Source organism: Pseudochelatococcus sp. B33 (assembly GCF_053570585.1).
On the sequence record NZ_JBSEFH010000031.1, the window covers coordinates 13,748 to 33,213 of the forward strand.

16 protein-coding genes and 3 pseudogenes are annotated in these 19,466 nt (G+C 62.0%); 5 read left to right on the forward strand and 14 right to left on the reverse strand.

Annotated elements, in window-relative coordinates; all coding sequences use genetic code 11:
• Positions 1-157 precede the first annotated feature (157 nt).
• A pseudogene (locus tag ACUSIJ_RS25600) lies at positions 158-907 on the reverse strand (SDR family oxidoreductase).
• Between the two features lie 83 nt (positions 908-990).
• On the reverse strand, positions 991-1,929 hold the full coding sequence (locus ACUSIJ_RS25605; RefSeq protein ID WP_449311256.1) for an alpha/beta hydrolase family protein: 939 nt from the start codon (positions 1,927-1,929) through the stop codon (positions 991-993).
• Between the two features lie 172 nt (positions 1,930-2,101).
• Between ACUSIJ_RS25605 and ACUSIJ_RS25610 the strand changes: the two genes are divergently transcribed.
• The 5 genes and pseudogenes from ACUSIJ_RS25610 (at position 2,102) to ACUSIJ_RS25630 (ending at position 5,656) form a co-directional block, all read left to right on the forward strand.
• Complete coding sequence (locus ACUSIJ_RS25610) at positions 2,102-2,659, forward strand: TetR/AcrR family transcriptional regulator (protein ID WP_449311293.1); 558 nt, start codon at positions 2,102-2,104, stop codon at positions 2,657-2,659.
• A 320-nt stretch (positions 2,660-2,979) separates the two neighbouring features.
• Positions 2,980-3,269, forward strand: a pseudogene (locus tag ACUSIJ_RS25615) (P-type conjugative transfer ATPase TrbB); the annotation flags it as partial.
• A gap of 563 nt (positions 3,270-3,832) precedes the next feature.
• The gene (locus tag ACUSIJ_RS25620; RefSeq protein ID WP_449311257.1) at positions 3,833-4,228 is read left to right on the forward strand and encodes an MFS transporter; all 396 of its coding nucleotides are present in this window, start codon (positions 3,833-3,835) and stop codon (positions 4,226-4,228) included.
• Between the two features lie 24 nt (positions 4,229-4,252).
• Positions 4,253-5,197, forward strand: a complete 945-nt coding sequence (locus ACUSIJ_RS25625) for a pirin family protein (RefSeq protein WP_449311258.1) — start codon at positions 4,253-4,255, stop codon at positions 5,195-5,197.
• Positions 5,198-5,257: 60 nt separating this feature from the next.
• Positions 5,258-5,656: pseudogene (locus ACUSIJ_RS25630) on the forward strand (RidA family protein).
• A 16-nt stretch (positions 5,657-5,672) separates the two neighbouring features.
• Here the strand turns inward: ACUSIJ_RS25630 and ACUSIJ_RS25635 are convergent.
• The 12 genes from ACUSIJ_RS25635 to ACUSIJ_RS25690 all read right to left on the reverse strand — a co-directional run bounded on the left by ACUSIJ_RS25635 (position 5,673) and on the right by ACUSIJ_RS25690 (position 19,423).
• Complete coding sequence (locus tag ACUSIJ_RS25635) at positions 5,673-6,638, reverse strand: zinc-binding dehydrogenase (RefSeq protein ID WP_449311259.1); 966 nt, start codon at positions 6,636-6,638, stop codon at positions 5,673-5,675.
• A gap of 106 nt (positions 6,639-6,744) precedes the next feature.
• Complete coding sequence (locus ACUSIJ_RS25640; RefSeq protein ID WP_449311260.1) at positions 6,745-7,512, reverse strand: alpha/beta fold hydrolase; 768 nt, start codon at positions 7,510-7,512, stop codon at positions 6,745-6,747.
• An 805-nt stretch (positions 7,513-8,317) separates the two neighbouring features.
• Positions 8,318-8,908 carry a CPBP family intramembrane glutamic endopeptidase gene (locus ACUSIJ_RS25645; RefSeq protein ID WP_449311261.1) on the reverse strand — a complete coding sequence of 197 codons (591 nt, stop codon included), beginning with the start codon at positions 8,906-8,908 and terminating at the stop codon, positions 8,318-8,320.
• Between the two features lie 254 nt (positions 8,909-9,162).
• Positions 9,163-10,485, reverse strand: a complete 1,323-nt coding sequence (locus ACUSIJ_RS25650) for a sensor histidine kinase (protein WP_449311262.1) — start codon at positions 10,483-10,485, stop codon at positions 9,163-9,165.
• Positions 10,482-11,156, reverse strand: a complete 675-nt coding sequence (locus ACUSIJ_RS25655) for a response regulator (protein ID WP_449311263.1) — start codon at positions 11,154-11,156, stop codon at positions 10,482-10,484. The genes ACUSIJ_RS25650 and ACUSIJ_RS25655 overlap by 4 nt, the downstream gene beginning before the upstream one ends.
• Before the next feature lie 314 nt (positions 11,157-11,470).
• On the reverse strand, positions 11,471-12,991 hold the full coding sequence (locus ACUSIJ_RS25660; protein ID WP_449311264.1) for a VOC family protein: 1,521 nt from the start codon (positions 12,989-12,991) through the stop codon (positions 11,471-11,473).
• Complete coding sequence (locus ACUSIJ_RS25665) at positions 12,988-13,632, reverse strand: glutathione S-transferase family protein (protein WP_449311265.1); 645 nt, start codon at positions 13,630-13,632, stop codon at positions 12,988-12,990. The genes ACUSIJ_RS25660 and ACUSIJ_RS25665 overlap by 4 nt, the downstream gene beginning before the upstream one ends.
• A gap of 109 nt (positions 13,633-13,741) precedes the next feature.
• Positions 13,742-15,484, reverse strand: coding sequence for a monovalent cation:proton antiporter-2 (CPA2) family protein (locus tag ACUSIJ_RS25670; RefSeq protein WP_449311266.1), 1,743 nt, complete (start codon positions 15,482-15,484; stop codon positions 13,742-13,744).
• Positions 15,485-15,609: 125 nt separating this feature from the next.
• Positions 15,610-16,452, reverse strand: a complete 843-nt coding sequence (locus ACUSIJ_RS25675) for an alpha/beta fold hydrolase (protein WP_449311267.1) — start codon at positions 16,450-16,452, stop codon at positions 15,610-15,612.
• 132 nt (positions 16,453-16,584) lie between these two features.
• Positions 16,585-17,454 (reverse strand): SDR family NAD(P)-dependent oxidoreductase, encoded by an 870-nt coding sequence (locus tag ACUSIJ_RS25680; RefSeq protein WP_449311268.1) that lies wholly within the window; start codon positions 17,452-17,454, stop codon positions 16,585-16,587.
• Between the two features lie 28 nt (positions 17,455-17,482).
• Entirely contained in the window at positions 17,483-18,523 is a 1,041-nt protein-coding gene (locus tag ACUSIJ_RS25685; RefSeq protein ID WP_449311269.1) for an Atu2307/SP_0267 family LLM class monooxygenase, read from the reverse strand.
• A 246-nt stretch (positions 18,524-18,769) separates the two neighbouring features.
• Entirely contained in the window at positions 18,770-19,423 is a 654-nt protein-coding gene (locus ACUSIJ_RS25690) for a hydrolase (RefSeq protein ID WP_449311270.1), read from the reverse strand.
• Positions 19,424-19,466: the final 43 nt, after the last annotated feature.

Here is a 19,466-nt window from a genome sequence, read left to right on the forward strand (position 1 = left end):
CCATGATCTCACGCGCAAGGCTACTCGCCATCGCTCAGGGTTTCTTGGCAGCGAGTGAAATTGGGATGACGGAGCACACCGGCTCATTCGACTCTTCCGATCGGGACGGCAGAATCGCGACGAACGATCCGACCGGTGAAGGGCCCGCGTTCGGTCGTTACGATGCCTTCGAAGCAAGCGCTACGGCGTCCGCGCCTGCCGGGATGCGAAACGGAGAAGACGCATCGGTCACGGCCTGCCAGACCGCTTCCGCCACGTCACTTGCGGTGGTGATTTCGACGGGCTGCGGCGGCGCTGCGGAGAACACCTGCTTGGCCCAGGCGGCATAAGCTTCGGGTATGCCGTTCTGCGAGCGGGCACGAGCGGCCGCGCTAAAGGACGTTTCCGGTGCTCGACCGGGGATGACCAGCCGCATGCGTACCCCGAACGGCTCCACCTCCAATGCGAGGTTTTCGCTGAATGCCTCCACCGCCGCCTTGCTGGCTGTGTAGGCGGACAGCATCGGCAACGGCTTGAGCGTCACGGCGGACGACACGTTGACAATCACGCCCGCCCCTTGCGCACGGAAGCCGGGCAGCACGGCTTGCGTCATCGCCATGGTGCCAAACGTGTTCAGCTCGAAAAGCTGGCGGGTTGCGTCGATCTACACGCCTTCCAGCGCGCCCATGAGACCGGCACCGGCATTGTTGACGAGGGCTTCGATCGGCCCTGCTTCGTCCACAGCGCGAGCGATGCTGGCAGCGTTGGTCACATCGAGTGCAACGACGCGCAGACGTTCAGATGCGGGCAACACATCCCCACGAGGTGTGCGCATCGTGGCAATGACGGTCCAGTCGCGATCGAGGAAATAGCAGGCAGTCTTAAGCCCGAAGCCGGACGAACTGCCGGTGATGAGAATTGTGTTCATGCAAAACTCCTGGTTGCGGTCATGGCGTAGCGCGACCGTGGATGGGGCGGGACGCGCGTTGCGGGGGTACAGGCATGTCCGACTTACTTCGTCTCGACGCTGCCTTCCGGCGCGTCATCGGCTGCCAGTGTCGCGACCGCCTGGGAAAAGGCGGGATCGCCTGGATAGAGCGCGCTGCGGAGGAAAGCGGTTGAAAGACGTTGGATCGCGGCGACCCGCTGGGGCCGTTCATCCGTCGTCTCTCGCGCCTCATAGCCGGGGACGCCGCCAAGCGCATGTTCGCCGCCAAAGGCCGTGAACAACGCCTTGGGCGAAGGGCTCAGATCGTAAGCATCGCGCCACCAGTCGGCACCGCGTGTCGAAAGCCTGCCCACGTCGTGGTCGCCCACGACGATCAGGGTCGGCGCCGTCATGTTGGAGAAGTCGGGGTACATGAACGGGAAGGTGCGCGCTGTATGTTCGGTCAGGTCGTTGCCGCTCCCTGGCGCCGCGAGCAACACGCCCGCCTTGATGCGAGCATCCTTCCTGTTGATCACCGATCCGTTGTCAGGATCGGGATGGGTGGCACCGAGCAATGTACTGGCGGTCTGCGCGCCCCATGAATGGCCGGCAACCGCGATGCGCGAGCGATCGGGCCGCCCCCGGATCATCGGTGCCCTGCTCTCGATGTGATCGAGCCCGTCGAGAACTGCTGCCAGGTCTTCCTCACGGAAGCGCCAGAGCTGCGGGCGGCGAGGATCGTCCGGCGCAAGGCCGAGCATCCGCGAGTCCAAATGCGTCGGCTGGATCACGACAAAGCCATGTGCCGCCCAATAGTCAGCGAGGGGGCCATAGGCGTGAAGCGACTGGCCGTTGCCATGCGAGAAGATGATGACGGGTAGCGCGTCGCCTACGATCGGCGTGGAAACCCGGACGTGCAGGTCAACGCCTCGTCCCGGGGACGGCAAGGCAATGGGAGCGATGGAGACAATGGCGGGTAAGCCGGCGGCATGCGCACGGGCTTCTGCGAGCGAACTGGACATAGAACTGCGAACCTCCAGACTGGCAAACGGATCATTGATCCGCTATATTCTAAATACGGATCAATGATCCGCTTATCAAGGAGGATCGAGAAAAATGTTGTCGGCCAAATCCCCGAATGCGGTCGAGGCCCCGTCACCGGCTACGGGCGATGCCGAAACGCCCGCACCGCGAATGCGTGCCGATGCTCGCAGGAACGAGGAAGCAGTCCTGGAAGCCGCCAGGATCGTGTTCGCCCGTTCGGGGGTTGATGCGCCCATCCGGGAGATCGCGACACAGGCGGGTGTCGGGCTGGGTACGCTCTACCGCCGTTTCCCGACCCGTGCTGACCTGGTGGCAGCGGTGTTCCGCCGCGAGGTTGATGCCTGCGCCGATGCGGCAGCGCCGCTTGCCGCTGAGCGCGGGCCAGCCGATGCGCTGGCAGCCTGGCTGAAGCGCTACACGCGCTTCCTGGCCACCAAGCAGGGGTTGGCTGCTGCGCTCCATTCCGGCGATCCGGCATTCGCCACCTTGCCGGACTACTTCCGAAGCCGATTTGAACCGGCTCTGTCGATGCTGCTGAATGCCGCGGCCGATGCGGGCGAAGTCCGTGCCGACGTCGCGCCCTATGATCTGCTGCGAGCGATCGGGAATCTCGCCGTGGCTTCCGGGGACGATGGGGCAGCGCACACTGAACGAATGCTCATGCTGCTGCTGGATGGCCTGCGCTATGGTGCGGCGAAGCCGAAATAGCCGCGACTGCCAAGAAGACGCTCGATAGGACTGATACCAGAACTCCATCGCTTCTGGGGGCAACGACTCTCGCCGATGGAAGCTTTCGGTGCTCCCCTTCCCAAAAGAAGCCTTACGGGTTTCCACCCCATTGCTGCCTTTATAAAGGCCGCCGAACCGCCGTCTGTATTTTCACACGCAATCGGCGAACAATCGTAGCGAGTAATCCGTCAAGATGTGACCCTCGCCGACCGGAACTTGTTGAAGCGGCCTGATTCCGGGCTCTTTTAATCATCCCCGATCCCGGGACCATCTGTTGCGTCACAAGAAACGGGGACGAGATGGCATCCACCCACCACAGACAGGAAGCGATCCAACGCGGCGAGCGCATGCTGCGCACCGCGCTCGGCAGCGCCACCGCACGGTTTCTGGAAGACCCGACCGTGGTCGAAGTGATGGTGAACCCCGATGGCCGCATCTGGGTCGATCGTCTCTCCGAAGGGCTGGCCGACACCGGCGAGACGATGACGGCCACCGACGGCGAGCGCATCGTCCGCGTGGTCGCGCACCATGTCGGTGCGGAGATGCCCGCTCCCACGCGTCTCGGCCGAATTGCCAGAAACGGGTGCCGCCCGCGCAAGTCGGCCCATTGGATCCGCGCCCTCGCTGCCAGCTCGTGCGTCTCCGAGCCCGACGAAGACCCTCTCGCACCATAGCCGCGCCACCTCGCAGCCCGGCACTTCAGCGTGCCCTGTCAGAAAGGCAAGGTCGATCTCGTGTCACCGTACGGCCACCATGTGCTCGGCCGGCGCGCCCTCCACGAACTTCGGAACGGATGCCGGGATTTTGCTCGCGGTAGCGCTGGAGTAACTCGGCGATAAACCTCGCAGCCGCAAAGTGAAATCGCCGCAGAGTAACTCCGCCAACATTGGAGGCATTCCTCGAATGCGAGATCGTGTATGCGGATCTTGCCGTTCCTCATGATGCGACACAGCTTCGCATAAACGGGTGCTACCGCACCATAAATATAAATGTCAGTGTCCTTTGAAGCACTGTCGGAGGCGGTTTGTGCCTGTCAATCAGCCTAACTCAACGGCAACAGAAGATATTTCCATGACCTTCTATAATGGCTTTGACTCGCTTCTTCGCCCCAAGACTCGGTGGCCGTTCTGATCGATCACCAGTCCTACCAGCTTGGGTTGGCGCCTGCCAAAAGATGCGGCCACCGACCTCGCCCCATCAAACCACTGGGCAGAGCCCGTGGTCGCCATCCCGCTTAACGACGACCGCGGACCCGTGCTGATCGAGATCGAGTATCGGATCGCCCCGGAACGGCAGGCCGATTTCGTTGCCGCCCTGCGCCGCTTCAAATCAGAGCGGCAGCGCGACGGCGCAATCCGCTGGGATGTCTGGGAAGACGTGGCGGATCCCGGCCGGATCGTGGAAGGCTTTGTCGTTGAAAGCTGGATCGAGCACCAGCGCCAGCACGCGCGTGTCACCAAGGCCGACGCGCTGGATCAGGAGCTCCTGAATGCCTTCCATATCGGCGACCAACCGCCAACCGTCCGCCACCTGCTGCGGCCTCTATGACCAGTTTGAGCGAAGGAACGTGACATGAGCTGGAACCCCACGCAGAACCCCGAATGCCCCGAAACCGGCAGCCTCGACGCCATCGAGACCCTCATCATCCCGCGCACCCGCGATCTCGGCGGGTTCGAAGTGCGCCGCGCACTACCTGCCCCCAAACGGCAGATGGTCGGCCCCTTCATCTTCTTCGATCAGATGGGACCGGCGGAATTCCTCACCGGCGGTGGCATCGACGTGCGACCGCATCCGCATATCGGGCTGGCGACCGTGACCTACCTTTACGAGGGCGCTTTTCACCATCGCGACAGCACCGGGGCCGACCAGATGGTCTATCCCGGTGAGGTGAACTGGATGATCGCCGGCAATGGCGTCACCCATTCCGAACGCACCAGCGAGGAGATGCGCAGCCGTCCCGGCACCGCCTTCGGAATCCAGACCTGGGTTGCGCTGCCGGATCACGCGGAAGACACCGCGGCCAGTTTCGAGCATCACGGGCGCGAGGCGCTGCCCTTCATCGAGGACGAGGGCAAGCAGGTCCGGCTGATCCTCGGCTCGGCCTGGGGCGCGCGGGCGGCGGTCAAAACCTTTACCGAGACATTCTATGCCGATGTCGTCCTGGCCGCGGGCGCAAAGCTGCCCTTGCCGGACGATCACGAGGATCGCGGCGTCTACGTCGTCGAGGGCAGCATCCTGATCGCCGGAACTCCGTTTGCTGCGGGCCAGATGATGGTGTTCCGCCCCGGCGACCGGATCAGCCTGACCGCGGGCGAGGCAGGCGCGCGCCTTATGGTGCTGGGCGGCGAGACAATGAATGGACCGCGCTATATTTCGTGGAACTTCGTCGCTTCGTCGCAGGAGAAGATCGACGCCGCGAAAGAGGCCTGGCGCAAGGGCGACTGGGAGCATGGTCGCTTCCGTCTACCGCCCGGCGACGAGGCTGAGTTCATTCCGCTGCCCGAACAGCTGAAGTGATCGAATGTCAGACCAGGTTCGTCAGCATACCCATCAACAACGATTAAGAGAGAACGAGAAATGACAAAACCCCAGGCCATCTTTCCCGTAAACAGGCATGCTCTTTACGAATAACATCGATACTCAGCAGCGATCCAATCAGGCGATCTTCTTTTCGTTTCAGGGCAAGTTGGCAGTCGCGGCGATGGAACACCCGAACCTGAATTCGAACGCCAGGTTCAACTGGCCTTCGACAACCTAAAGGCTACACTCACCGCCGCAGGCTGCACTTTCGACGATCTCGTGGACGTCACGACGTTCCACACGGACCCGGAGAACCAGTTCCCAACGATCATGGAAGTCAGGCAAAGGATTTTCACCAAGCCGCCTTATCCCAACTGGACTGCCGTTGGAGTAAACTGGCTGGCCGGGTTCGATTTCGAGATCAAGGTTATCGCGCGCATACCGGAGAGCAAGTAAATCCTGAGGCCTTCCCTCATCCGCCCACTGTAAGGACGGCCTTTCCCGCGAACTCTCTTTTCAGAAGTTCGCGGGCTGTTGCATCGATGTTGGCCCATGGTGCGGTTTTTCCGATAACCGGACGGAGACTTCCATCAGACAGCCGCCGCGCAAGATCGGCAAGAATGGCCGACCCATCGGCCGCGCCCTCCGGCCGGGTCAGCTCCTCAAGGAGGAAGAAGCCGTAGAGAACCGTACCGCCGTATGCTCCGCCGGATTGAAGGCGGAAGCGACGGGCGTCAAAGGTCGTGAGCGTATCCTCCGAAGCATCGCCGAAAAGAACGCAGACACCGCGCGATGCCAGCCACATCAGCGCCTCGCCCAGAAGCGAGCCTCCGACGCCCTCCAGAATCAGGTCGTAGGGCCCACCTTTCTCGCCGGCCTCGACGCCGACCGCGATCTCGTTCGCGCCAAGGCTGCGCAGGAATTCCGCATTCGAGGCACCCCGCGCGAAGGCCGTCACGTGGGCGCCTGCAGCCGCTGCGAGCTGGATCGCATAAATGCCGACACCACCCGTGGCCGCCGTGACGAGAACACGGCTTCCCGGACCGATCGCCTTCTTCTGCAGCGCTACGGCCGCGGTCAGACCCGCGACAGGGAGGGTCGAGGCCGCTTCAAAGCTTACGTCGTCGGGAATTCTGGCAAGTCGGCTCGTCGGCACGGCGACACGTTCCGCCCAGCCTTCTTTCCACACAAGGCCCACTACGCGATCACCCGGGCGGAAACCGGATCCTTCCGGGGCCGTCTGTACCACGCCGGACAGATCCCATCCGGGTCGATCGCCATCGGTACCTTCATAGAGTGCACCGCGAACTTCCCCATTGTTCAGCGAGAACGCGCGAACCGCGACGATTGCCTCGTCCGGCGCGGCTCCGGGTTCTGTATGTTCGGCAAGGACGAGGTGAGTTTCTGGACCTGTCTTCGAAACAGTAACAGCTTTCAATGTGACACTCCACGACTCAGTATTCGATCAGACCTGGATCTGGTTGCGTATCTCGTTGGGGTGGAAACACTCGCAGCGGTGGTCGGCTATCGGCCGAAAGCACGATTTATTTCGTAGCCTCTTCGATCAGATCTGTCACAACTTTCGGATGCGAGACCATCACGACATGCGATGCCCCCTCGACCACGACCGTCCGCCTGGAACCTGCACGCTCCGCCATGAAGCCAAGTGCCTTGGCCGGGATATTTTTGTCGCCATCACCATAGACGAAGTAGGAAGGCAGCGTCCTCCAGGCTGGTTCGCCAGACTTTTCCGTCAAGGCCGCTTCAGTGATCGGCCGCTGGCCGGCCGCCATCAACGCAGTTGTCCCGGCGGAAACGTCGTGCGCGAACTGGTCGCGGAACTTCGTTTGGTCGATGTAGAGATCGACGCCGCCGTCAGTGAGCTTGACAGGGGCTGCAAGCGCATCCCCAAGCGTGCCGCCGGGGAACTTGCCCGCCAGATCGGATGCAGATTCGCCAGAATCTGGTGCAAAGGCAGCCACATAAACGAGCGACTTGACGTTGTCGTGCCCATTCGCGGCGTTGGAGATAATCTGGCCTCCGTAAGAATGACCGACGAGCACCACCGGGCCCTCGATGCTTCCGATGATGTCTGAGACGAGGCGTGCATCATTCGAGACGCTGCGTAGCGGATTGGCGACCGCGACCGTCTTATAGCCGGCCTTTTGAAGGTTGATGATGACGCTGTTCCAGCTTGACGAGTCGGCAAACGCACCATGAACGAGGACGATAGTGGGCTTGACCGGTTGAGCAATAGCGGTACCGGACATAAGCGCGGCCGCGATAGCAACCGTTGCAGCAAACTTGAGCATGATCACTTCCTTCTCATATCTGTTTTTGTGAATTCATAGACGGAGAATCTGAGACACGAGCGAAACTTGACGCCGGCGGTGAAGCGTTCGGTCTGGTCATCACCGCCGTGGTGGGATGATTTTTATTGTTCCCGCACGAGCTTCGGTAGCCCTTTTTCATGAAGAGCTGTGTCGCTGAAACGGGAACGCTGCGCTATGCATTCGTCAGCACGTATTGGCAGCGAGCGCGGTTATTGAGTCTCGGCATGCGATGCTGGTGCATAGTAGCATCAGCGGACGGTTGGTCCTATCGACGGCACTCGCGCCGGTCAGGATCTCGCCTGCAGCGGTCCCAGCGCGCGCGGTCGGCCATAACCTGAGCGTTTCTTGCAATCTCTTGCGTCAATCGGGTCCGCTCGAGCGACTCCCTTTGCGCGTTGTCGCGCCGCGCCTGTTGTTCCAGCATGCAGTTCGTATAAGCGCGAGACCCATAGGGTGCCCCAAAGCTCTGGCAGGTATTCGCGTCCCTGTACCGCCGTTCTTCCGCCGACACACATCCTGATAAGGCGATGCCAAGGAGGGCTATGGAGAAGACGGTTACCGAGGAGCGACGGTGTTTGACGGAAGGGCGCTGCAGCATTCTGATGATATCCTTGAGAAATGAGCGTTGGACGTTTCTTTGGCGACACGAGCAAGGCGGAGCGGTGCCCCGCAAGCGCGCCCATAGCCCCAAAAAGCAGGCAAACATTGCGGCAACATTGTCTGAGTTCGAAAAGGGCTCACTGAACAGCCCGGTTGCGGTCCGCAACCGTCGCGGCACGCGCAATTACTGCATCGGTGCGAAGCTGAACGCCGACGCGATGCTGTTCATCCCGTTATAGACGCAGTGCAGGATGACGCAGGGCCAGACCGATCCTGTCGCCCGGAAAAGGACGGCGGCTAGAAGACCGACCATGATCGCGACCGGCAGGATCATGCTGACGCCATGCGCGAGTCCGAATATGATTGAGCTCAGAACGACGCCGGCAAACGCGCCGTAGCGGTTGAGCGCATTCGCAACGACACCTCTGAACAGGATTTCCTCGCCGAAGGGTGTGAAGATGGCGCCGCCCAGGAAGGACAAGAGAAACGGAAGCGGGCCGCCGCGCGCGGCCGCATGCAGGATCCCCTGAGGATCACTGGTTCCGAACAGGGCCAGATATGCGAACTGTATGATCAGGTTGAGACCATAGCCGACGATGCCCGTTCCTGCCGCGATCATCAGCCAGCGAGGTGAGACTGGTTTGAAGCCGAACGGGCGCAGATCCCGTATCCGGAGGCCATATGCTGCGGCGAAAGCGCCGACGCCTACAACTCCCCCCGCCGTCGAGCCGACAACTCCCAGGAGAACAGGGTCGTTCCCCGGAAGAAATCCCATCAGCACGCCGAAAGAAAGAAGAAGAACCGCGTATGTCACGAGGCCAATGAGTATTTCCGGCCAGCCAGGTCTTTCCCATCGATCATCTGCAATCATCATCAACCTCACCTATCGCAGAGCGCGCCTGTCGGGGCGCAGCGCATGGCAAATGCGAACCGTGGGTGTGGACGCATGTAGCAACCATCAGCCGGATTTATCGCTTCGTCCGGGTAGTTGCGCAGGGAAACATTGCCTCAACATTGGCTGGGCGGTCGCTACGAAATCGCGGGAAATTTCACCCGCACGACTGCCCCTCCGCCGGGCGCCGTTGCGATGGTGATGCGGCCGCGATGGTGGTCTACGACCTGCTTCACTAGGTTGAGACCCAGGCCGGTACCGGAGGATCGCGGCCGCAGCCGATAAAAGGGCTCGAATACGCGCTCATGTTCCTCCCCCGGAATGCCGGGACCGTTATCCTCGACCTCTAACGAAGCATCGTCGATCCGCACGATCACTTTGTCACCGCCATGCTCGATCGCGTTTTGTATGAGATTGGTGAGCGCGCGCTCGATCGATCCGGCGTTGCCCCTGATCGAGCCGGGTTGCTCAACGGCCACCTCGATTGTCTTGCCCGACGCGATCAGCACCGGCGCCAGATCGGCCGTGACGCTACGCGCAAGGACAACGAGGTCGATCCGATCGCTCAGTGCGCCATTGTCCAATCTATGAAGATCGAGCAACTGCTCGGAAAGGGTCGCAAGCCGTGACACATCCGGCAAAAGCGAACGCATGCCTTTGTCTTTCGTAGCGTCGATCTTCATCCGCAATATAGCGATCGGCGTCCGCAGCTCATGAGCTGCCGATGCGATGAAGCGGTGCTGGCGATCATAGCCTTCATCGAGGCGACCGAGCGCTGCATTGACAGCACGAACCAGCGGGGCGATCTCACGCGGAACCTTGTCTTCCGAGAGCCGGATACCTCGGCGCTCGGCGTCGACCCCTTCCGCCTCCTCTGCGATCTTGATGACGCCGGCCAGGGCGCGCTTGACGATCATTGGCGTCGCGACGATGGAGACGAGCGCCAGTGTCAGGAAAATGGTGATGGCGACGATATTCGATGCCATCGTGATCAGCATTGTGAAGGGTTGGACCCGGCCGTGCGCGATGATCTTCATATCACCTATGGGGCCGGATGCCTGTCGCACGATGGCGGAAAGAGTAAATGGTGCGAACTGCCCGCGCATGTCCGCAGAGGCCAGTTTGTCGAGGTGATCGACGAGGTGGGCGAACTCCGCCGGCACCTGGCTGAAGGCAACCACGTCGCCATCGCCAAGCCGGGCTGCGAACCAGAGATCCGGCGATTCGTCTCGAAGTTTCGCCAGCTCTGGCGTCACTTCCACGACCGCGGCTCCGGTCGCATCGCGAACGATTGAATCTGCAGCGACTTTTACGATTGCCTCCTCGACATACATCCCGTCGAGGGCCGAATTGACAAAAAAGATTATGAAGCTGATGGCGGCAACCGCAACCGCCAGAAATTGAAGGATGAGCTGCCTGGTGATGAGGCGCGCCTTCAGCGATGGCTGGCGGCGCTTCAATCCTTTGCCCTGAGCAAATAGCCCACTCCTCTGACCGTATGGATTTCGACGCCGGCGATCGCATCGCCGAGTTTTCGACGCAAGCGCGAGATATGGGAATCGAGTGTGTTTGATTGTATCAGGTCATCGAAGCCGTAGACTGCTTCCTCAAGCGTCTCGCGCAGGACGACACGTCCGCGTCGCCGCATCAGTGCGGTGAGCACGGTCACTTCACGCCTCTGCAAATCCAACCGCAAACCGCGCACCCTGGCCTCGCCATAGGCCATGTCGAACACGAGGTCACCGATGACGATTTCGTCTGACGCAAGCTCGTTCGGACGGCGCTGAACCGCGCGAATACGGGCAAGCATTTCCTCCAGATCGAAAGGCTTAACCAGATAGTCGTCGGCGCCATCGTCGAGCCCGGCCACCCGGTCGGTCAGCTCCCCGCGGGCGCTCAACACGATGATCGGCACGCCCGGGGTGTCGATCCGCAGCTGCGGAATGAGGCTGAGGCCGTCGCCGTCGGGCAGCGTGCGATCAAGCAGGACGAGTTCGTGGACGCCCGACCGTGACGCTTCACTGGCGAGCGACAGGCTCGTTACCCAGTCGACCACGAAACGGTCACGTTCGAGCGCGCCGCGCAATGCCTTGGCGAACTCTGTCTCATCTTCAACGAGAAGTATCCTCATGATGCTGATCCCGCGGCGTCGAAAGGCGCGCCTGAATTAGCGAAGTAGTATCTCTCGCCGCTGCGCTGTGGTTTCCCAATACCGATGCCGCCGGTGGAGCGACCTCCACCTATGACACGGTTAACGCCATGCCTGTAGATTCCCATGCATCGTGATCTTGCGGTAGCGGCGTTGGAAAGAGCGCGTTAAGCGGCGTTCCCTCGCGCACGGCGGCATGCAACATCGCCTGCACTTCGGCGCTGATTATGGCGGGGAGGGGATTGTGCGTTCGTCTACGCGAACTCCTTGTGAAACAATTGGTTTTTGACTGTCTTTCATTGGAGGTTTCTCCCAATCCATTCATCCGTCTCGCTGACGTCTTCGTCTGCCAGTCCGTGGCCGACTGGAAGCTCACTCAACTCCACGAGCGCACCATGTACTTTCAAGGCGTTCGCCAGTGCTGACGCTTTGTGTGCAGATGGATCGTTTTGTCCATTGAGCATCAGCACGCTCGTCCCGGAGAGATCCACAGCCGGCGGCTCCTTCAATACCTGGATGCTTCGAAGCAGAATCGCTCGGCGCACGACACCGGGATAAAGTTGTATAATCGCAGCCAGAAAATTCGCCCCATTGGAGTAGCCGAGGAAGGCGAGGCGATTCGTGTCGAGCCCGTAACCGGCCGTGGCACCGTCGACGAAAGCCGAAAACGCCTCAGCCTCGCTGCGTATATCGAGTTGGTCGAATGTCGTGTCGTCGATCCTGCGGAACCAACGATTGGTTCCTTCTTCGAAGGCTCGGCCACGTACACCCAGCAGGGTGGCACGAGGCGCTATGCGGCGGGCTATCGGCATCAGGTCAGCTTCGTTCCCGCCAGTGCCATGCAGCAGTACCAAGGTTGTACCGTCGGGATTCTCCGGCCGGTTGAAACGATGGATGAAGGGGAGCTCGCGGGCGGGAAACCTCTCTTCGCCGGGCAGGGCAAATTGCGGCAGCATCGCCTTCAGATCTTCGGCGCGGTCGGCAGCGCGCGGAGGCAAGAACAGGGTTTTGCCGAGTTCGTCGGGCGCTTCGTCAACGGTCATGCCCGGTCCGTCGGTCGCGTATTCCATGAGTATGCCGGCAGGATCGCGAACATAGAGCGACAGGAAATACTTCCGGTCATGGACCTCGGTCGGCCCGTGGTCCTTGAGCGAAAGCCGCATGGACCGGACCCCGTCGGCATCGGGCGCGTGGAAGGCCACATGGTCGGGCACGCCGGCTCCCGCTACGGAGGGCACGAAGCCCGACACCTCCCTGACGTCGACGATATCGGTATCCGAGATCATGCGTTGCGTCAGGCCATCTCGCTGCCCGTTGCTGTAGCCGAAACGTGTCATGAACCCGGCGGTCTCCTCGCCCTTGTCGGTCAGAACGGTGACGCCCCGCAACCGGGTGGGGGCCTCTGGAAGTGGAGCCGGTGTCGACATGTCGAGACCGACCAGCTTCACGATCAAACCGTCCGGGTCCTTCAACCGGAGGACGGGCTCACCGAACTCGCGAGACGGCCCCTCGAACGGAACGTTGGCGGCGAGCGCCCTGGTCAACCAATCGCCCAGGGAAGCTGGCGGCACGGCAAGCGCGACCTCCGAGACCTGCCCAATGCCGGTGCGGCCACGGCCGGCGGCCTCCCAGACCAGAAAGGTCAGCAACGAGCCTGGGCTGCCGAGGCCGTCTCCGTAGACCAGATGCAACTGCTCGGCGTCCGCAAAGCCTCCGGTCCGCTTCACAAGCCTGAGGCCGAGAAAGCCGACATAGAAATCGACGTTGGCCTGCACGTTGCCGGTAATGCCGGTGAAGTGATGAATGCCGGTCGTCATTCCCGCTTAGCCTTTCGCGGTGAGCCTTCCGCCTCACGCGCGAGCACCTTCTGCACCGCCGGATCGCCGGCCAGCCTGTCATGAAGCGCCTGAACGTTCGGATATCCTTCCAAGCCGCCCGGCAGAAGCTTCAGCGCCCAGCGGATCATCGGGAAGGAATAAGCGTCGATCACCGAGCGCCCCCCATCCAGGATGTACTCACGCCCGTCGAGGTGGCGGTCGAGAATGCCGAACTGCTTCGCGACCAGCTTGTGTCCGGCTTCGACCACCGCCTGCCGGGCCGCTTCGCTTTCGTCGCTCGTATAGCGGAAAGGCATGAAGATCGGCCAGAAGGCCGCATGGACGTCCGAAGTGAAGAAGGCGGACCAGCGATGCGCTTCGGCTCTGGCGCGCAGGCTATCTCCGCCGGCAAGCCCAGCCTCGGGGTGCTTGTGTGCCAGGTAGTCGAGGATCGCGCCGGCCTGCGTCAGAAGCCAGCCGTCCTCCTCACGAAGGGTCGGGACGGCGCCGGCCGCATTGACCGCAAGAAGCTCCTTGGAGCCGTACTGCACCTTGACCGCCTCGTAGGGTGCGCCGATCCATTCGAGAACGACGTGCGGCGCCAGTGAGCAGGCGCCTACGGCGTAGTAGAGTGTGGGCATGATTTGTCCTCATCCTGTTGTTCGACTCCGATGGAATTTGTGACGGATCGGAGACGATTCACCGCAGAGACGGTCACGTCGGAGTGTGCATTTGCAGAAAGCCTGATCATCAGGGCGGCTTTCGGACGGGTTGAAGGAGCAGCCGGTTGCTGCCCGACATGATGTCTCCGTGAACCTGTTCGGACAGGCGCTCGGCATCGCGCCGACGAATGTCGGTGGTGGCATCTTCAATATCGGCTTCCCCGTAGCCCAACGCCCGCAGACTTTCGGCTCCCATCAGGTAAGCGGATTCGACCGTTTCACGAATCTGGTAATCGACGCCGGCGCGGATCAGATCTATCGCGTGTCCACGATCGTAGCTGCGGACAAGAAGCTTCGCCTGCGTAAACTCGTGTTGCGCCAGTTCCACGATCTTCATCGCGGCCTTCGGGTCGTCTACACAGATCATGATCGCATCGGCTTCCCCGGCACCGGAGTGGCGCAGCGTGTCGAGCCGGGTCCCGTCGCCGAAGAAAACCTTGAACCCATATCGCCCGGCATCGCGGATGCGGTCAGGGTCCTTGTCGATGACAGAAAGCTCGACGCCCTGCGACAAGGGTATCTGTGATGCGATCTGACCGAAGCGTCCAAACCCGATGATAAGGACCCGCCCCTTGAGATCGTGGGCGGGATCGACGCCATCCATCGACGCTTCCGTGCGAAGCAGGAGGTCGGTCGCTATCGTGAGCAGCGGGGTCAGTACCATCGACAGGATCACCACGGTGGCGAACAGCGCGTTCTCCCGTGCATCGATCACGCCGCCCGCCATCGCCGCCGCATAAAGGACGAAGGCGAATTCGCCGCCCTGGAGGAACATCGACGTGCGATGCAGGGCCTGATGGTTCGAGCCGCCGAACAGACGCGCGACCGCATAGACCACGGCGCCCTTCGCGACCGTGAACGCGCCCAGCATGGCCAGCAGGAGCCGCCATTCGGCTGCGACGATCGAAAGGTCCAGCGACATGCCGACGGCAAGGAAGAACAGTCCCATGAGCAAGCCGCGAAAGGGCTCGATATCGCTTTCGATCTGGTGCCGGTAGCTTGAGCTCGAGAGCATCACTCCGGCGAGGAACGCGCCCATCGCCATCGACAATCCGGCCGCATCCATCAGCAGCGCTGCGCCGAGGACGACGAGCAGCGCGCCTGCCGTCAGCACTTCGCGGGTGTGCGCGCGCGCCAGCAATGCGAAGAACGGATTCAGGCCCCAGCGCGATACGCCCAGAAGCACGAGCAGCGCCGCAACGGCCACGAAGACGTCAGTCCATCCCGCCTGTCCATGCGAGAGAGGTGAGAGAAAGGCGACCACCGCCAGCAGCGGTACGATCATCAGATCCTCAAACAACAGGATAGCGACCGATTTCTGTCCCTCTGCGCTCGAGATCTCTCCCCGATCCTGCAGCACCGATATGATGACGGCGGTCGAGGATAGAACGAAGCCCGCTCCGGCGATGAAGGCGACGGTCGCCGAGAGGCCGAAGAGCGCGGCGCCCGCAAGCGCGAGGGCGGCCGTCGCGGCGAAGACCTGAACGAGACCCAGCCCGAAGATCTGGCTTCGCATCGCCCATAACTTGTTCGGCCGCAGTTCCAGTCCGATCACGAACAGGAACATCACCACGCCGAGTTCGGAGAAATGGAGGATGGACTGGGCATCTGTGAACAGGCCCAGCACCGATGGCCCTACAAGCACGCCGGCGGCGAAGTAGCCGAGGACCGATCCGAGGCCCAGCCGGCGGAACAGCGGCACAGCGACGACGGCCGCTCCCATCAGGACGACCGCAGGTCCAATCGTTTGCCCCAGGCTCACTTCAGCCATTCACTTGCCTTTCCTGCTTTGCGGTGTTCATGATCAAATGGCGAGGGCGCAGCGGTGGCTGCTATAAGCAGTCGTCCTTGATCGCCAGTTGGAAGCGATGCCCGGCGGGGTCTCCGCCACCTCGCTCATGCCATGTCACGGCCTTCGATGAACGTGAGCAGATCGGCATTGATCAGCTCGGGATGCGTGGCGAACAGCCCGTGCGACAGGCCCGGATAGGTCTTCAGCGTGCCGTTTGACAGGAGGTCGATCGCCTTGCGGGCCGATGCGTCGATCGGCACCACCTGATCATCCTCGCCGTGCAGCAGGAGAACCGGCAAGGAAACGGCCTGGAGGTCCTCTGTAAAGTCCGTCTCCGAGAAGGCTGAGATGCAGTCGTAATGGGCCTTTGTGCCGCCCATCATGCCCTGCCGCCACCAGTTGCGGATCAGTCCTTCGCTAACTTCGGCGCCTTCGCGGTTGAAGCCGTAGAAGGGGCCGGTCGGGACATCGAGGAAGAATTGCGCGCGGTTGCGCAGAAGTGCCTCGCGAAATCCATCGAACACCTGCATCGGCAGGCCACCGGGATAACGCGGCGTCGCCAACATGATCGGCGGCACCGCACCGATCAGAACGGCCTTCGACACACGACCAGGCTCGCTACGAGCAACATATCGGATTACCTCGCCGCCGCCGGTCGAGTGCCCGACATGAGCCGCGTCCTTCAGATCGAGCTCCCGGACCAGCTCCGCGACATCGGCCGCGTAGGTGTCCATGTCGTTCCCTGTATCGGTCTGGTCCGAGCGACCATGACCGCGCCGGTCATGTGCGATGACGCGGTAGCCCTTGCCGAGGAAGAACAGCATTTGGTTGTCCCAGTCGTCCGCGCTCAGCGGCCAGCCATGATGGAACATGATGGGCCGGGCTTCGCGCGGCCCCCAATCCTTGTAGAATATCCGGGTTCCGTCCTGCGTCGTGATCGTCGTCATGGTGTTCTTTCCTTTCCTGGGGCTTTCGGATGGGAAGACCGGGTTGCCACCTCTTCCCGATGGTGAGCGATCGTCGTTGAAGCCTTCTCTGGTCGATCATCGGCATGCGGATGTTCTTGTTGCTTCATTGGATCAGTCCAGACCGACGAGTTGCAGGCGTAGCGCATCCAGTTCCGCATCGGATTTTTCCCGCGCCATCCGAAGCATCTCCTCAGCTTCGGAACCCACAGCCGCACGGCCTGGTGCGGGGTGCTGCTCGGCAATTTCGACTACGCGGGCCGCCACCGCACTCGGCTCGATGCCGGCCGCCTGAAGGCCGTTGAGCCGATCTGCGACAGTGGCGAACGCCTTGCCGTAGAGCTCGCGTTGCTTCGAGGTCATTCCGTCTGCCCCTCGCGCCAGAGCCACCGTCTCCGCCGCGCCGTCGGTCTTGATGGTACCGGTGGAGATCACAACCACGTCGATGCCAAAGGGCTTCAGTTCTGCGCGATAAATTGCCGACAGCACCTCCATCGCGGCCTTCGACGCGCCCGATGCCCCGTTGAAGGGGAGCGGCACGCTCGCCATCCAGGAGCTGATCTGAACGATCCGTCCACGGGCTATGCGCAGAGCCGGCAGGAATGCGTTGATCACCGACAGGGCGCCAAACATATTCACCTCGAACGCGTGCCGTATGGTGTCGAGCGGAAGGATTTCGATCGGACCTGGCGTCAGGATGCCCGCGTTGTTGATCAAGGTGTCGAGCCCGGCTCCATCGAGCGCGTCCGATACGCCGCCGGCCCAGGCCCTGACGGCGTCCTCGCAAGTGATGTCGCAGACCGCGAGGCTGACGCGGCCGCCTGAAGCTTCCCTGAGATCCTGTACCTGAGCAGCGGACATTGCCGTACCGAAGACGATACAGCCCTTGGCGGCGAACCCGAGCGCGATCTCACGGCCAAGGCCGGAGCCAGCGCCAGTGATCGCCACGGAACGCCAACGTCGGGTAGAGCGCATCGCCATCATGTATCTCCCTTCGGAAATGCAACGCTCCTCACGCCTGCACCGCAGCCGCACGAATGATTGGCGCAACTTCGGTACCGAGAAGCTCGATCGAGCGCTTCATCGCCGCCGTTTCCAGAGAGGCGGTGCTCATCTGAAAGGTGATGCGAGAAAGACCGCCGAGCGCCTGGCTGGCCTGAAGCATCTTTTCCGCGACCGCCGCCGGAGCGCCGATCAGAAAGGCGCCTCGAGGGCTGGCCATGTCTTCGAACTGCTGGCGTGTGGGGGGCGCCCAGCCACGTTCGCGACCGACCTTCGCCGTCAGATGCGCCCAGCCCGGGAAGAATGCGTCCCTGGCCGCCGCGTCGGTCTCGCCGACGAAGCCCATCGCATGAACACCTACCTTGAGCTTCTCGGGACTGTGCCCCGCGCGTATGCCGGTCTCACGATAGAGATCGACAAGCGGGCGAAACCGCTCAAAGGTTCCTCCAATGATCGCTACCATCAGCGGAAGGCCAAGCGCCCCGGCGCGCGCGAAGGATTGTGGCGTACCGCCGACGCCGATCCATAACGGCAGCCGCGGCTGGTGGGGCCGCGGAAAGACGCCCTGACCGTTCAGCGCCGGACGGAATTGGCCTTCCCAGACAGGATTGCTTGTTTCGCCCAGTTTCAGAAACAGGTCGAGCTTCTCGGCGAAGAGGTCGTCATATGTCCGTGTGTCCAGACCGAACAGCGGAAAGGCCTCGCCGAACGAGCCTCGGCCGACGACGAGCTCGGCGCGTCCTCTGGAAATCAGGTCAAGGGTCGCAAATTCCTGGAAGACGCGTACAGGATCGGCGGCACTCAATACCGTCACCGCACTCGTCAATCGAATCTGGCTGGTATGCGCCGCTGCTGCCGCCAGAATGACAGCGGGCGCTGAATCAAGAAATTCGGCGCGGTGATGCTCGCCGATGCCGAACACGTCGAGACCGACCCGGTCGGCGACCTCCACTTCCTCAAGAAGATCGGCCATGCGGTCGGTCGCCGAAGGGAGCTTTCCCGTCGTCGGATCAGGAAGGATCGCGGCAAAACTGTCGACACCAATTTCCATGAGGGCTCCTTCGAAACTCTTTGGTCGATGGGGCGACCGCGAGGAGGAGGCCGCTGCTCGACCTCTCCGGCACCCGATATCGTTCAGCACGATAGGTCGTCGCGTTTGCCGCCGTCCGTGCCGTTTCACGGCGGCCTCCGGCGCCGATGCAAACTCCGTCTCGCCGTCGACGGGTGTTGATGAACGCGGCGGCGGGGAGGGCGCGGCCGGTTGCGCGCCCTTCCCCTTCCCGTTACCGGGTTCGGATCAGACGACTTTGCCCGGCACCGGCGTGTTGAGAAGCTGCTGCTCCCAAAGATACGCGATGCCGCTGCCGCTGAAGTGCTGGATGAGAATCTCGGTCAGCTCCTCGACATGCCCGGTGCGCGCCCAATCGCGCTGCCATTCGCCAGCGAGCGCCATCACGGTCATCACGTTCGCACCGGCCGCGATCATTCGCTGGATGGCGACTTCGTGAGACTCCTTCGAAATCCCGCCCGAAGCGTCGGTGATCACGGTCACGTCCCAGCCTTCGCCGGCGGCCTGGATGACAGGCATTGCGACGCAGACCTCGGTCCACAGGCCGGCGATGATCAGCTGCTTGCGGCCGGTCGCCTTGACCAGGTCCACCACTTTCTCGTCCTGCCAGGTGTTGACCCAGGTCCGGTCGATGACTTCCTGGTCCGGAAATACATCGGTGATCTGCTTGAAGAGAAGTCCACCGCGCGCCGCGATCACGCTGGTGAGAATGGTCGGCACATTGTAGGCTTTTGCCAGCTTCGCCAGCGCGGTTGTGCTGTTGACCACAGCTTGCGGGTCGTGGCTGTTCAGGTTCGCCAGCTGGTAGGGCTGGTGGTCGATCAGAACGAGGACCGAGTCTTCGGGGCGAAGAAGCGAATCAAGGCCGTTACGAAAGGTCATGGAAGCATCCTTTGCTGTTGAGGCGTGGGGAAGTCGGCAGGCG